The sequence below is a fragment of the Streptomyces sp. MA5143a genome, from assembly GCF_900290235.1.
Classification (GTDB): domain Bacteria; phylum Actinomycetota; class Actinomycetes; order Streptomycetales; family Streptomycetaceae; genus Streptomyces.
In genome coordinates, this window is the sequence record NZ_OLMK01000100.1 from 109719 (window position 1) to 124414 (window position 14696).

General features: G+C 71.8%; 10 protein-coding genes. 4 read left to right on the top strand and 6 right to left on the bottom strand.

Annotated features, from left to right (window positions below):
* Positions 1 to 73: 73 nt before the first annotated feature.
* The 3 genes from SMA5143A_RS35710 (at position 74) to SMA5143A_RS35720 (ending at position 5355) form a co-directional block, all read left to right on the top strand.
* On the top strand, positions 74 to 1528 hold the full coding sequence (locus SMA5143A_RS35710) for an FGGY family carbohydrate kinase (protein ID WP_107466970.1): 1455 nt from the start codon (positions 74 to 76) through the stop codon (positions 1526 to 1528).
* A gap of 156 nt (positions 1529 to 1684) precedes the next feature.
* A complete protein-coding gene (locus SMA5143A_RS35715; RefSeq protein ID WP_107466971.1) occupies positions 1685 to 3418 on the top strand; it encodes an ABC transporter ATP-binding protein in 1734 nt (577 codons plus the stop codon).
* Entirely contained in the window at positions 3418 to 5355 is a 1938-nt protein-coding gene (locus tag SMA5143A_RS35720) for an ABC transporter ATP-binding protein (RefSeq protein WP_107466972.1), read from the top strand. The genes SMA5143A_RS35715 and SMA5143A_RS35720 overlap by 1 nt, the downstream gene beginning before the upstream one ends.
* 158 nt (positions 5356 to 5513) lie before the next feature.
* Here the strand turns inward: SMA5143A_RS35720 and SMA5143A_RS35725 are convergent, their stop codons facing one another.
* The 5 genes from SMA5143A_RS35725 to SMA5143A_RS35745 all read right to left on the bottom strand — a co-directional run bounded on the left by SMA5143A_RS35725 (position 5514) and on the right by SMA5143A_RS35745 (position 12812).
* Complete coding sequence (locus SMA5143A_RS35725) at positions 5514 to 6827, bottom strand: RNA polymerase sigma factor (protein WP_107466973.1); 1314 nt, start codon at positions 6825 to 6827, stop codon at positions 5514 to 5516.
* Between the two features lie 203 nt (positions 6828 to 7030).
* On the bottom strand, positions 7031 to 8932 hold the full coding sequence (gene dnaG / locus SMA5143A_RS35730; protein WP_107466974.1) for a DNA primase: 1902 nt from the start codon (positions 8930 to 8932) through the stop codon (positions 7031 to 7033).
* 29 nt (positions 8933 to 8961) lie between these two features.
* Positions 8962 to 10233, bottom strand: coding sequence for an NAD(P)/FAD-dependent oxidoreductase (locus tag SMA5143A_RS35735; RefSeq protein WP_107466975.1), 1272 nt, complete (start codon positions 10231 to 10233; stop codon positions 8962 to 8964).
* Positions 10234 to 10397: 164 nt separating this feature from the next.
* Positions 10398 to 11747, bottom strand: coding sequence for a deoxyguanosinetriphosphate triphosphohydrolase (locus SMA5143A_RS35740; protein ID WP_107466976.1), 1350 nt, complete (start codon positions 11745 to 11747; stop codon positions 10398 to 10400).
* 183 nt (positions 11748 to 11930) lie between these two features.
* Complete coding sequence (locus tag SMA5143A_RS35745) at positions 11931 to 12812, bottom strand: sirohydrochlorin chelatase (protein WP_107466977.1); 882 nt, start codon at positions 12810 to 12812, stop codon at positions 11931 to 11933.
* Between the two features lie 275 nt (positions 12813 to 13087).
* Between SMA5143A_RS35745 and SMA5143A_RS35750 the strand changes: the two genes are divergently transcribed.
* Complete coding sequence (locus SMA5143A_RS35750) at positions 13088 to 13753, top strand: SanA/YdcF family protein (protein ID WP_107466982.1); 666 nt, start codon at positions 13088 to 13090, stop codon at positions 13751 to 13753.
* A gap of 104 nt (positions 13754 to 13857) precedes the next feature.
* On the opposite strand, the gene SMA5143A_RS35755 is transcribed toward SMA5143A_RS35750, so the two are convergent.
* Entirely contained in the window at positions 13858 to 14397 is a 540-nt protein-coding gene (locus tag SMA5143A_RS35755) for a hypothetical protein (protein ID WP_107466978.1), read from the bottom strand.
* Positions 14398 to 14696 lie beyond the last annotated feature (299 nt).

Genomic DNA, 14696 nt, shown 5'->3' on the forward strand with positions numbered 1-14696 from the left:
CGTGTCCCCCGGCGGGCCCCGGCCCTCGTTCCACGGCACGCCACACCCCTCCCCGTGCGGCAGAATTTCTGCCATGGGGATAGTCGCCGGGCTGGATAGTTCGCCCGAATTTACGCGCATTGTCGTCTGTGACTCGGACACAGGGGCCGTGCTCAGGCAGGGGTATGCCCCACACCCGGTGGAGCCCGCGCCGAACGGAGGGCGTCCCGCGGACGTCGATCCGCAGGCGTGGCTGCTGTCCCTGGGGGAGGCGGCCGGCGGCGGGCTGCTGGAGGGCGTGCAGGCGATCGGCGTGTCGTCGCAGCAGAACGGGCTGATCGCGCTGGACGCACAGGGCAACGCCGTGCGTCCGGCGATGGTCGGCGGAGACAAGCGCGCCCAGGTCGCCGCGGCCGACCTCATCGACGCGCTCGGGGGGCGCGGCGCGTGGGCGGAGGCCGTCGGGTGCGTGCCGGGGGCCGCGCAGCCGGTGACGAAGCTGCGCTGGATGAGCCGTACGGAGCCGGACGCGGCCATGCGGACGGCCGTGCTGCTCCAGGCGCACGACTGGCTGGTCTGGCAGCTGCTGGGGCGGCCCGTGCGGCGGACCACCGACCGGGGCGGCGCCTCGGGCACCGGGTACTGGAACGCGGCGACCGGCCAGTACCGGACCGACCTCGTCGAGATGGCGCTCGGCCACCAGGTGATGCTCCCCGAGGTGCTGGGCCCCTCGGACGCCGCCGGTACGACGCCGGAGGGGCTCCTCATCTCCGCCGGCACCGGCGAGACCATGGCCGCCGCGTTCGGGCTCGGCATCGGGCTCGGTGACGCGGTGGTGTCGCTGGGCGCCAGCGGGTCCGTGATGGCCGTGCACACCGAGGCGCTCGTCGACTCCTCGGGGATGATCACCTCGCTGGCCGACGCCACGGGGATGCACCTTCCGGTCGTCACGACGCTGAACGCCGTACGGACGCTGCGGGGCGCCGCCGAGATGCTCGGCGTGCCAGATCTGGAGGGGCTCTCCGATCTGGCGCTGAAGTCGACTCCGGGGTCGCACGGGCTGGTGATGCTGCCGTACCTGGAGGGCGAGCGGACGCCGAACCTGCCGCACACGGCGGGGACGCTGGCCGGGCTGCGGCGGGAGTCGATGAAGCCGGAGCACTTCGCTCGGGCCGCGTTCGAGGGCATGCTGTGCGGGCTCGCGGACGCGCTGGACGTGCTGCGGGGGCGCGGCGTCGACGTCCGGCGGATCTTCATGCTGGGTGCGGCGGCCGAGCTGCCCGCGGTGCAGGCGGCGGCGCCGGCGCTGTTCGGGGTGCAGGTCGTCGTACCGCAGCCGGCGGACTACGCGGCGGTCGGCGCCGCGCGGCAGGCGGCCTGGGCGCTCGGGGTGTCCCAGGGCACGCTCGACCCGCGGACGCCGCCGATGTGGCCCGGGGCGGCCGCGCAGATCCTGGAGCCGGGCGAGGAACTGGCCGTGGGGCAGGCCGTGCGCCAGCAGTACGTGGCGGTCCGCGAACAGACGCACCCGGGTGCGTTCCGGGGCTGAGCTCCCGGCGGAGGGGCCCTTTTCGGCCGCGACGGACTCACGGACTCGCCATCGATCCTTCACCGTTGGGTTAATTCGGTTGAGGTAACGCGGGTGGAGTGTTCGACGATGGGGGGTGGTGCATCCCATCCCATCGCCGACTCCGAGAGATCTCGCGTGCTCATACGACTGCTCAGAAGTCATCTACGTCCGTACAAGAAACCCATCGCCCTGCTGGTGCTGCTGCAGTTCGTGCAGACGTGCGCCACGCTCTACCTGCCCACACTGAACGCGGACATCATCGACAACGGTGTCGTGGAGGGGGACACGGGTTACATCCTGGCCTTCGGCGCGCTGATGATCGGGATCTCGCTGGTCCAGGTCGTCTGCAACATCGGGGCCGTGTACTACGGCGCCCGTACGGCGGCGGCGGTCGGCCGGGACATCCGGGCGGCCGTGTTCGACCGGGTGCAGTCGTTCTCGGCGCGTGAGGTCGGTCACTTCGGGGCGCCGTCGCTCATCACACGGACGACGAACGACGTCCAGCAGGTCCAGATGCTGGTGCTGATGACGTTCACCCTGGTGGTGTCCGCGCCGATCATGTGCGTCGGCGGCATCGTGCTGGCGCTCGGTCTGGACGTACCGCTGTCGGGCGTGCTGCTGGCCGTCGTGCCGGTGCTCGGTATCTCCGTCAGCCTCATCGTGCGCCGGCTGCGCCCCCTGTTCCGCACCATGCAGGAGCGGCTCGACATCGTGAACCGGGTGCTGCGCGAGCAGATCACCGGCAACCGGGTCATCCGGGCCTTCGTCCGGGACGACTACGAGAAGGATCGATTCCGTTCCGCGAACACCGAGCTGACGGACGTGGCCCAGGGAACCGGCAGGATGCTGGCGCTGATGTTCCCGATCGTGATGACGGTCATCAACTTCTCGTCGATCGCGGTGGTGTGGTTCGGCGCCCACCGGATCGACAGCGGCGGGATGGAGATCGGTGCGCTCACCGCCTTCCTCGCCTATCTGATGCAGATCGTCATGGCGGTGATGATGGCCACCTTCATGTTCATGATGATGCCGCGCGCCGAGGTGTGCGCCGAGCGCATCCAGGAGGTCCTCGACACCGAGACGAGTGTCGTGCCTCCCCTCGCGCCCGTGCGGGAGCTGCGGCGGAGCGGGTTCCTGGAGATCCGGGGAGCCGGGTTCCGTTACCCCGGGGCGGAGGAGCCGGTGCTGCGGTCCATCGAGGTCGTGGCGCGGCCTGGTGAGACGACCGCCGTCATCGGGTCGACCGGCAGCGGCAAGTCGACGCTGCTGGGGCTGGTCCCCCGGCTGTTCGACGCGACCGAGGGCGAGGTGCTGGTGGACGGCGTCGACGTACGGACCCTCGATCCGCGGCTGCTGGCCAGGACCGTGAGCCTGGTGCCGCAGAAGCCGTACCTGTTCTCGGGGACCGTGGCGACGAACCTGCGGTACGGCAATCCGGACGCCACCGACGAGGAGCTGTGGCACGCGCTGGAGGTGGCGCAGGCCAAGGAGTTCGTCGAGCGGCTGGAGGGCGGGCTGAACGCCCCCATCGCGCAGGGCGGCACCAATGTGTCGGGCGGTCAGCGGCAGCGGTTGGCGATCGCGCGGACGCTGGTGCAGCGCCCGGAGATCTATCTGTTCGACGACTCGTTCTCCGCGCTCGACTACGCGACGGACGCGGCGCTGCGGGCGGCCCTGTCGCGGGAGACCGCCGAGGCGACCGTCGTCATCGTGGCCCAGCGGGTGGCGACCATCCGGGACGCCGACCGGATCGTCGTCCTGGACGAGGGCCGTGTCGTCGGGACGGGACGGCACCACGAGCTGATGGCCGAGAACGAGACCTACCGGGAGATCGTGCTCTCCCAGCTGACGGAAGCGGAGGCAGCCTGATGGCCGGGCCGTTGGGGCGCATGGCGGGAGCCGGGGGCGGTCCCGATCAGCAGTCCATGGACTTCAAGGGGTCCGGGAAACGACTGCTCGCGCAGTTCAAGCCCGAGCGGTTCACCATGTACGCGATGGTCGTGTGCGCGGTGATCAGCGTCGGTCTGTCGGTGCTGGGCCCGTGGATCCTCGGCCGGGCGACCGACCTGGTCTTCGCGGGCGTGGTCGGACGGGAGATGCCGGCCGGCCGGACCAAGGCCGAGGTGCTCGAAGGGATGCGCGAGCGCGGTGACGGCGGGGTCGCCGACATGCTGTCCGGCACGGACTTCACGCCGGGCAAGGGCATCGACTTCGAGGCCGTCGGCGCCGTGCTGCTGGTTGCCCTCGGCATCTTCCTGGTCGCGGGTCTGCTGATGGCGGGGGCCACACGGCTCTCCAACCGGGCGATCAACCGGACGATGTTCCACCTGCGGGCGGAGCTCCAGGCGAAGCTGTCGCGGCTGCCGCTGTCGTACTTCGACAAGCGGCAGCGCGGTGAGGTGCTCAGCCGGGCCACCAACGACATCGACAACATCGGCCAGACGTTGCAGCAGTCGATGGGACAGCTCGTCAACTCGCTGCTGACGATCGTCGGTGTGCTGGTGATGATGTTCTGGGTGTCGCCGCTGCTGGCGCTGGTCGCGCTGGTGACCGTGCCGCTGTCGTTCGTGGTGGCCACCCGCGTCGGCAAGCGGTCGCAGCCGCACTTCGTGGCGCAGTGGCGGACCACCGGGAAGCTCAACGCGCACATCGAGGAGATGTACACCGGGCACACCCTCGTGAAGGTGTTCGGCCGGCAGGACGAGTCGGCGAAGCAGTTCGCCGAGGAGAACGAGCGGCTGTACGAAGCCGGGTTCAAGGCCCAGTTCAACAGCGGGATCATGCAGCCGCTGATGTTCTTCGTGTCGAACATCAACTATGTGCTGGTCGCCGTGGTCGGTGGACTGCGGGTGGCCACCGGTGCCCTGTCCATCGGTGACGTGCAGGCCTTCATCCAGTACTCGCGGCAGTTCTCGATGCCGCTGACGCAGGTCGCGTCCATGGCGAACCTGGTGCAGTCGGGCGTCGCCTCCGCCGAGCGGATCTTCGAACTGCTGGACGCGGAGGAGCAGGCCGCGGACGCGGTGCCCGGGGTGCGGCCGGAGGAGCTGCGCGGGCGGGTGGCGCTGGAGCACGTCTCCTTCCGTTACGAGCCGGACAAGCCGCTGATCGAGGACCTGTCGCTGGTGGTCGAGCCCGGCCACACGGTGGCGATCGTGGGGCCCACGGGCGCCGGCAAGACCACCCTGGTGAACCTGCTGATGCGGTTCTACGAGGTCACCGGTGGGCGGATCACGCTGGACGGCGTGGACATCGCGTCCATGTCCCGTGACGAGCTGCGCGACGGGATAGGGATGGTCCTCCAGGACACCTGGCTGTTCGGCGGGACCATCGCGGACAACATCGCGTACGGGGCGTCCACCGCGCGCGAGGTGACGCGCGGGGAGATCGAGGAGGCGGCCCGCGCCGCGCACGCGGACCGGTTCATCCGGACGCTGCCGGACGGCTACGACACGGTGATCGACGACGAGGGCACCGGGGTGAGCGCGGGTGAGAAGCAGCTCATCACCATCGCCCGCGCGTTCCTGTCGGACCCGGTGATCCTGGTGCTGGACGAGGCGACGAGTTCCGTGGACACCCGGACCGAGGTGCTGATCCAGAAGGCGATGGCCAAGCTGGCGCACGGGCGGACGTCGTTCGTCATCGCGCACCGGCTGTCGACGATCCGGGACGCCGACACGATCCTGGTGATGGAGAACGGCTCGATCGTCGAACAGGGCGCGCACGAGGAGCTGCTGGCGTCGGGCGGGGCGTACGCGCGGCTGTACCGGGCGCAGTTCGCGGAGGCGGTCGCCGAGGTGGACTGAGTCGAGCGGGACCGGGGGCCCGTTGTCGGGTGCGGGTGCGTGGGGGCTGAAGGCCGGGCCGCAGGCCCATGCCTTCAGGGGCGCGGGGAACTGCGCGAGAAACCACACACCACCCGCACCCGACAACCAAGCAGCGCCCCCCGAGCTACTGGGCGCCCTCAGTCCAGATAGCCCCTCAGCTGATCCGCGAACGCGTGGTCCCTCAGCTTGTTCAGCGTCTTCGACTCGATCTGCCGAATCCGTTCCCGGGTCACCCCGAAGATCCGGCCGATCTCCTCCAGCGTCCGCGGCCGCCCGTCCGCGAGCCCGTACCGCAGCTGCACCACCTTGCGTTCACGCTCCCCCAGCGTGGACAGCACCGCCTCCAGGTGTTCCCGCAGCAGCAGGAACGCCGCCGACTCCACGGGGCTCGCCGCGTCGCCGTCTTCGATGAGGTCGCCGAGCGCCACGTCGTCCTCCTCGCCCACGGGCGCGTGCAGGGACACCGGCTCCTGGGCGAGGCGGAGCACCTCGCTGACCCGCTCGGGCAGCAGGTCGAGGTGGGCGGCGACCTCCTCCGGCGTCGGCTCGTAGCCCCGTTCCTGGAGCATGCGGCGCTGGACGCGGACGACCCGGTTGATGAGTTCCACGACGTGGACGGGGACACGGATCGTGCGGGCCTGGTCCGCGAGCGCGCGGGACATGGCCTGGCGGATCCACCAGGTCGCGTACGTGGAGAACTTGTAGCCGCGGGCGTAGTCGAACTTCTCGACGGCCCGGATGAGGCCCAGGTTGCCCTCCTGGACGAGGTCCAGCATGGTCAGGCCGCGGCCGACGTACCGCTTGGCCACGGACACGACGAGCCGCAGGTTCGCCTCGATGAGGCGGCGCTTGGCCATGCGGCCCAGGACGACCAGCCGGTCGAGGTCGAGGGCGAGCCGGCTGTCGAGGTCGGGGGTGGTGCCGAGCTTCTCCTCGGCGAACAGACCGGCCTCCACCCGGCGGGCCAGTTCCACCTCCTCGGCCGCCGTGAGCAGCGGGATGCGGCCGATCTCCCGCAGGTACTGGCGGAACAGGTCGGAGGAGGGGCCGCTGGTGTCGGTGCGGCGCGGCAGTTCGACGGGCTCGGGTTCGGCCGTCTCGATGGCCTCCACGGCCGCCGCGGGCGGCTCGTCGGCGTCCGGCGGGGGCTCCGGCGCCGTCTCGGGGTGGTGCGCGGCGCGGCTCTGGGCCGGGACCGCGTGGATCACGCCGGTCTCGGCGCCCGGCTGCGCGCCGTCGGTACTCAGGGCCGTACTGGTGTCGTTCTGTATGAGGGTCTGGGTCTGCACGGGGGCGACCTCCAGGGATGTCGCTGCTGACGCGTACGGCAGCGGTATGTCGGGGATGGCGCGGGCGGCCCGTCCGCCCTCCATCCCGTACTCATCGAGCGGAACCGCGGGGATCTCGGACCCGTGGGGGACGGGTCGGCCGCGCTCCGAGGACTCAGGCACCGGAACCCAGTGTGGAGTACGACACACAGCCGCCACGAGGGGCGTGCGGTGACTTTTTGCGTCCGGTCCGTGACCCCACGGTTACTCTCACGGACGAGTGGGCCGCTGACAGGCCGTGAAACAGCTTGAAGGGCGTACGGAACCGGGGCGACCTGCGGGGACCGGCGCCCGATTGGCAAGTGCGCCGGGGATGTTCCCCTCTTCTAGAGCGCTTCCGCGCCCCTCTCCCGCAGGGCCTGGTCGTACTGCTGGAGCACCCACAACTCGTTCTGCACGGCGGCCAGCTGGGCCGGGTCGCCGTGGGCGCCGAGGCGGGCGAGGCTGCTCTGGACGTCCCGTACGCGGCGCTCGACGGCGCGGCGGCGGACGGTGACCAGCTGGGCGCCGGCGTAGATCTCGTCGACCGTCTTGCGCATGATCGCCTCGACGGCGAGCTCGGTCACCATGGCGCGCACGGCGTCGTCCGGGGCGGCCTCCCGGACGCGGACCAGGTACTCCTGCGGGTCCTCGACGCCGAACTCGACGCCGCCCGCCTCGATGATCGCCTCGCGTACGGCCGCGTAGGGGGCGGCGGTGAACTCGTCGATCCCGTACGCGTCGAACGCGGGGGCCACCAAGTCGGGTCGCTGGAGGGCGAGTTTGAGGAGCTCCCGCTCGGTGGCGTAGACGGGGTTGCGCAGGACGAGGGCGGGGCCCGAGGGGCGGCGGGCGGCGGTCTCGTACGGCTGTGCGGGCTGCTGGGGGGCGGGCGCGGGGCCCTTGCCGCCGCGGTCGCGGGCCCAGCGGGCGAGCTGGGCGACGCGCTTGACGACGAACTGGGTGTCGAGGATGCCGAGCATGCCGGCGAGCTGCACGGCGACCTCGTGCTGGGCGCCGCTGTTCTTGATGCGGGCCACGACGGGTGCCGCCTCGTCGAGGGCGGAGGCGCGCCCGGCGGCCGTCTCCAGGTCGTACCGGGCGACGATGTGCCGGAGGGCGAACTCGAAGAGCGGGGTGCGGGGTTCGACCAGCTCGGCCACCGCGTCGTCGCCCTTGGCCAGGCGCAGCTCGCAGGGGTCCATGCCGTCGGGGGCGATGGCGATGTAGGTCTCGGCGGCGAACTTCTGGTCGTCCTCGAAGGCGCGCAGGGCGGCCTTCTGGCCGGCCGCGTCGCCGTCGAAGGTGAAGATCACCCGGGCCGAGCCGTTGTCCATGAGCAGCCGGCGGAGGATCTTGATGTGTTCGCCGCCGAAGGCCGTGCCGCAGGTGGCGATGGCGGTGGTGACGCCGGCGAGGTGGCAGGCCATGACGTCGGTGTAGCCCTCGACGACCACCGCCCGGCTGGCCTTGGCGATGTCCTTCTTGGCGAGGTCGATGCCGTAGAGCACCTGGGACTTGCGGTAGATCGGGGTGTCGGGGGTGTTGAGGTACTTCGGGCCGTTGTCCGCCTCGTACAGCTTGCGGGCGCCGAAGCCCACGACGTCGCCGCCGATGTCGCGGATCGGCCACATCAGCCGGCCCCGGAACCGGTCGATGGGGCCCCGGCGGCCCTCCTGGGCGAGCCCGGACAGGAGCAGCTCCTTGTCGGTGAAGCCCTTGCCGCGGAGGTAGCGGGTGAGGTGGTCCCAGCCCTGGGGGCTGTAGCCGACGCCGAAGTGGACGGCGGTGGCCTGGTCGAAGCCGCGCTCGGCGAGGAAGATCCGCCCGGTGTCGGCCTCGGGGCTGGTCGCGAGCTGCTCCGCGTACCACTCGGCGGCGATCTTGTGGGCCTCGACGAGACGGATGCGCTCCCCGCGCTGGTGGGAGGGGTTGTACCCGCCCTCCTCGTACCGCAGGGTGATGCCCGCCTGGGCGGCGAGCCGCTCGACGGCCTCCGAGAAGGAGAGGTGGTCGACCTTCATCACGAACGTGATGGTGTCGCCGCCCTCCTGGCAGCCGAAGCAGTGGAAGAGTCCCTTGCTCGGGCTGACCTGGAAGGACGGCGACTTCTCGTCGTGGAAGGGGCACAGCCCCTTCAGGTTCCCCCCGCCGGCGTTGCGCAGCTGGAGGTACTCGGACACCACGGCGTCGATCGGGACCGCGTCCCGTACCGCCTTCACGTCCTCGTCGTTGATCCGTCCTGCCACGCGGTGATTCTACGGGGGCGCACCGACAGCTAAGGGGCCGCGATCAGTGCGTCCAGGGGGACCTGGGGGTCGGAGAGGGCGTCCACGTCGATCCGGGCCCGTGACCTGATGAGCTTCTGGATCTGTTCCGTGACGTCCCACACATTCACGTTCATCCCGGCGAGGACCCGTCCCTCCTTGATCCAGAAGGCGATGAACTCGCGTTTCCCGGCGTCCCCGCGGATCACCACCTGGTCGTAGGAGCCGGGCGGCGCCCATCCCGAGTACTCCATGCCCAGGTCGTACTGGTCGGAGAAGAAGTAGGGCACCCGGTCGTAGGTGACGTCCTTGCCGAGCATGGAGCGGGCGGCGGCCGGGCCGCCGTTCAGCGCGTTGGCCCAGTGCTCGACCCGCAGCCGGGTGTCGAACAGGGGGTGCGGGAAGGAGACGACGTCACCGGCCGCGTAGATCGACGGGTCGGAGGTGCGCAGCCGCTCGTCGACGACCACTCCCCCGCCGTGCGCGCGGTCGGCGATCTCCAGTCCGGCGGCCTCGGCCAGGCCGATGCGGGGTGCCGCGCCGATCGCGGCGAGGACGTCGTGCGCCGGGTGCTCCTCGCCGGTGTCGGTGCGGGCGGCCAGGACCATGCCGTCCTGGCCGACGATCTCGGTGAGCTTCGCGCCGAAGACGAAGCGCACCCCGTGCTCGCGGTGCAGCTGGGCGAAGAGGTTGCCGAGCTCGGGGCCGAGGACGCCGTGCAGGGGCGTGGGCTCCGGCTCGACGACGGTGACCTCGGCGCCGTACTCGCGGGCCGCCGCCGCGACCTCCAGGCCGATCCAGCCGGCGCCCGCGACGACCAGGTGGCCGTTGTCCCGGCCGAGGGCGGCGAGGACGCCCTTGAGGCGTTCGGCGTGGGCGAGGCGGCGCAGATGGTGGACGCCCGCGAGGTCGGTGCCCGGGATGTCCAGGCGGCGGGGCTCGGCGCCGGTCGCCAGCAGCAGCTTGTCGTAGTGGACGAAGGTGCCGTCGTCCCCGAAGTGCACGGTCTTCGCCGCGCGGTCGATCGTGTCGACGGTCTGGCCGAGGTGCAGCTCGATGTCGTTGCGCGCGTACCAGGACGGCTCGTGGACGAAGACGCTGTCGCGTTCCTCCTTGCCCAGCAGATAGCCCTTGGACAGCGGCGGGCGCTCGTACGGGTGGTCGCGTTCGTCGCAGATCAGTATCACGCGGCCGGTGAAGCCCTCCGCTCGGAGCGTCTCGGCCGCCTTCGCGCCGGCGAGACCGCCTCCGACGATGACGAATGTCTGATCCGCGTCGACCACTTGATGCCTCCTTTTGAGGGTGCGTCCACTTGCGAGCGTCCCGCACACAGCGTGATGCGGGAAGAGGTAGTGACCCGATCAGGCCACGGAGGGTCACATGGACGCCCCGTACGCCCCGTGGGTCACACGCCGTCGGTCCCGGGCCGCCGGTCGTGAGCTGTCGGTCACGGGCTGTCGCTCGTCCCTCCGCCGGTCGCGTGCGTCAGTCTCGCGTGCAGCGAGCGGGCCGACGCGTCGGTGAGGGAGGCGATCTGATCGATGATCACCCGCTTGCGGGCACGGTCGTCCGGCGCCGTGTCGAACAGCGCGCGGAACTGCGGGTCGAGCCCGTCCGGGGCGCGGGCGGTGAGGGCCTCGGCCAACTCCGCGACGACGACGCGCTGGTCGGCGCGGAGCCGTTCCTGCTCGGCGCGCTGCATCACGTACCGGTCGGCGACGGCCTTGAGGACCGCGCACTCCAGGCGCGCGCCGCGCGGCACGACCAGTTCGGCGGCGTACCGGGTGAGGCGCCCCGCGCCGTACGTCCGCCGGGTCGCGCCCTCGGCGGCGAGGCAGAAGCGGCCGATGAGCTGGCTGGTGGCGTCCTTCAGCCGGGCCTGCGCGACGGCCGTGCCGTCGTAGCCATGGGGCCACCATTCCTGGTCGAGGAGCCGGTCGAGGGCCTCGGCCAGTTCGGCGGGGTCGGTGTCGGCGGGCACGTACCGGCCGAGCGCCACCTCGAACACCGCCTGCCGCTCGGGCTCCGCGTGCAGGGAGCCCGGGTCGATGTGCCCGGCGTGCAGGCCGTCCTCGATGTCGTGCACCGAGTACGCCACGTCGTCGGACCAGTCCATGACCTGCGCCTCGAAGGTCGTACGGCCGTCGGGTGCGCCCTTTCTGACCCAGTCGAAGACGGGGCGGTCGTCCTCGTAGACACCGAACTTGGGGGACGCCGGGTCGGTGGGGTGGGCGCCCCGGGGCCAGGGGTACTTGGTGGCGGCGTCCAGGGTGGCGCGGGTCAGGTTGAGGCCGACGCTGACGGGGTCGCCGGACTCGGGGGACCGTACGAACCGCTTGGGTTCGAGCCGGGCCAGGAGGCGCAGGGACTGCGCGTTGCCCTCGAAACCGCCGCAGTCCTCGGCGAATTCGTTCAGGGCCTGTTCGCCGTTGTGGCCGAACGGGGGGTGGCCGAGGTCGTGGGAGAGGCAGGCGGCCTCGACGAGGTCCGGGTCGCAGCCGAGGGCCGCGCCCAGTTCCCGGCCGACCTGGGCGCACTCCAGGGAGTGGGTGAGGCGGGTGCGGGGGCTGGCGTCCCAGGCGGGGGTGCGGGTGCCGGGCGTGACCACCTGGGTCTTGCCGGCGAGTCTGCGCAGCGCCGCCGAGTGCAGGACGCGGGCGCGATCGCGTTGGAAGGCGGTGCGGCCCGGGCGTTTGTCGTGTTCCGGGGCGTAGCGCTCCGCGGAGGGCGGGTCGTAGCCGGCCGGTGCGTCGAGGTTCGCGGGGGTGTCGTGGTCGGGGGGTGCGGTGCCTTCCATGGTTCGACAGTACGGGGAGGGTGTGACAAATGGGTGCCACTCGTCTGCCGGGTCGGGTCGTCGGGCGGGTACGGGTGCGTCGTGTTTCGTCGCGCCCACGCGGCGGAGCCGTACATCCGATAGGGCCCCGTGCCCCTGCACGTGCCCTCGCGTGGTGCACGTGCCCTCGCGTGGTGCGGCGCCCTACGCCGTCGCCAGCGATCGTTCCTTCGTCGCGGCCGGGGTCGCCATGGCCTGGTCGTAGCGGTGGAGGACCAGGCGCGCCATCGCCGGGTGGGTGCCCAGGGGGGCCGAGGCGATCCAGGGGGCCGCCTGTGCGCACTCCGTGGCGAACCGGCCGGGGGCCGTGAAGCAGGAGGCGACCGCCACCCGGGTGCGGCCGCGGGCCGCGAGGGCGGCGACGGCGTCGGGGACCGTGGGCGCGGCGGTGGTGGCGTAGGCGGGGACGACGGGCACGCCGAGGCGTTCGGCGAGGAGCTGGGCGGTGCGGCCGGTGTCGACCCTCGACTCGGGGTCGCGGGAGCCGGCCGCGGCGAGGACGACAGCGCTGGTACGGCGGGTCCCGGCGTCCAGACGGGTACGCCAGCCGGCCTCGACGAGGCGGGCGTGCAGGGTCTCCACGAGGAGCGGGTGCGGGCCGAGCGGGGCGGCGACACGCGCGCGTACCGCGCTGTCGGCGGCCATCTCGGGGATGTCCCGCTTGACGTGGTAGCCGCGGCTGAGGAGGAGGGGGACGAGGACGGCTTCCCGGTCGCCGAGGGCGGCGAGGGTGTCGGGGAGCAGGGGCTCGTTCAGCTCGATGTGGCCCAGGTGCACCGACAGGCCGGGGCGCTGCTGGCGCACACGGTCCATGAGGGTCCGCACGGTGGCCAGGGCGCGGGGGTCTCGGCTGCCGTGCCCCACCAGGACGAGAGCGGGGGCGGGCGGGGTGGGGCGCCGGGTCCCGTTGAGGGAGACGAGGCTGAGCTGACTGGCCAACTGGTCACCGATCCGGTTCATGAGGTGCGCCGTACTGGCGAGGTCCGCGTTCGACTGGCTCGTCGTGTTGCTCGTCGTCGCCGTCATGTGTCGATGGTGTCGGGAGGAGGTTGCCTCCCCGTTGCACCGTGGTGACGGGTGTTTTCCGGCGGTTCACGGCGCGCCCTGCCGGGGTGTGAACCTCCTTGACCTGCGGTTTCCACACGATCGAGTGAAACTTGTCATGCTGCGCGGTGAACCGGATCGCCGGGGATGACGTCTTCGTTGGTCGAAGGGCGGGCCGGGCCGGGTCCGTCGGAAACAAGCACGACACATACGTGCGTGCCACGGACGGGGGCTTCTCGGTGGGACGTGTGAGGCGGCTGCTCCGGCTGCCGCGAACCCGTACGGGGCGGCGGCGTGCGGTGCAGGTGGTGATGGGGCTGTGCGTGCTGGCGCTGCTGCCCTCGACCTGGATGTTCACCGCCGCCGACGGCCGCCTGCGGACCACGGCCGACGTCCCGCGCACGCAGGTCGCGATGGTCTTCGGGGCGGGGCTGTGGCAGGGCGAGCCGTCGCCGTACCTGGCGCGGCGGCTGGACGCGGCGGCCGAGCTGTACCGCTCGGGCCGTATAGAGGTCGTGCTCGTCACCGGCGACAACAGCCGCGAGGAGTACGACGAACCGGACGCGATGCGGGCCTACCTCACCGACCACGGGGTGCCCGACCGGCACATCGTCAGCGACTACGCCGGGTTCGACACCTGGGACTCCTGCGTCCGCGCCAAGAAGATCTTCGGCGTCGACCGTGCGGTGCTCATCAGCCAGGGTTTCCACATCCGCCGGGCGGTCGCCCTGTGCCAGGAGGCGGGCGTCACCTCGTACGGCGTCGGGGTGCAGGACAAGCACGACGAGACCTGGTACTACGGCGCCACCCGCGAACTGTTCGCCGCGAGCAAGGCGTCCCTCGACGCGCTGTTCGAGCCGGACCCGCGGTTCCTCGGTCCGGAGGAGCCGGGGGTCGCGCGGGCGCTTGCGTCGGCGCGCTAGTCGTCATCGCCGAGCGCGGTTCTCGACGCGGGTGACAAGTGGGCGGTCGATGGGTGACCGGTGGGTGGTCGGTGGGCGGCCGGTGGGCGGCCGGTGGGCGGCCGCTAGTGGATCAGCGCGTTCGCGAGGATGATCGCCAGGCCGATCAGCATGTCCATGGCACCCGCGCGGCACGCGGGCGGCCACCGCGACCCGGCGGCGCGGGCGGCCACGACGCCCCAGCCGAACAGGGCGACGGTGTTGAACAGCAGGGCCACGTCCACCGCGACCGACTCGGCCCACCAACCGGCCGCCGCGCCGAGCAGGAGCGCCACCGTGGGCAGGACGGCGGCCACCATCGGCCACTCGTGGAGCACCAGCCGCAGTCTGCTCGTGGTGACCGCCCCGTCGGCGGACGCGCGCTGCGCGATGACGTGCGCGTACCCATGGGCGGCGGCCGACGCCAGCGCGGTGAGCACGACCCACAGCGCGTCCGGGCCCGGGTCCGCCTCCTCGCCCGCCGGGTCGAGCGCGGCCGCCAGGGCGCTGGCCAGGACCAGCCCGTAGACGCCGTTGAACAGGGACTGCTCGGGCGGCCGGTGCCGTGAGATCCACCCCGGCGCGGCGCTCTCCTCGGTGCGGCTGTGGCCGGAGCGGTCGGGCATCGCATCGCCTCGGTACGGGAAGGGGGGCTGGATCCGACCATGCTCGGCGGTGCGCGCTCGACGGGCGTGGCGCCACGCGGGGCGGCCCGAGCGGTGCGCCCCAATGGTGGCGTGCGGGGGGCGGGACGCCGACATGCGTCGGCCGGGGCCCTGTGTCGGGACCCCGGCCCATACGACGAGACCGGCCTGATCGAACGGGACCGGCCTAGGGCCTGTCGTTTGGATCACGCCTGGGCCGCGGGGCTTGCCGGCAGCCATTGGTGCCCGTAGCCCGAAGTCCGCATGATCCAAACGACAGA

Excerpts from the sequence above, each read along its gene's own strand:
- SMA5143A_RS35710 (WP_107466970.1), top strand. The coding sequence starts at position 74 with ATGGGGATAGTCGCCGGGCTGGATAGTTCGCCCGAATTTACGCGCATT.
- SMA5143A_RS35720 (WP_107466972.1), top strand. The coding sequence starts at position 3,418 with ATGGCCGGGCCGTTGGGGCGCATGGCGGGAGCCGGGGGCGGTCCCGAT.
- SMA5143A_RS35740 (WP_107466976.1), bottom strand. The coding sequence starts at position 11,747 with ATGGAAGGCACCGCACCCCCCGACCACGACACCCCCGCGAACCTCGAC.
- SMA5143A_RS35745 (WP_107466977.1), bottom strand. The coding sequence starts at position 12,812 with ATGACGGCGACGACGAGCAACACGACGAGCCAGTCGAACGCGGACCTC.
- SMA5143A_RS35755 (WP_107466978.1), bottom strand. The coding sequence starts at position 14,397 with ATGCCCGACCGCTCCGGCCACAGCCGCACCGAGGAGAGCGCCGCGCCG.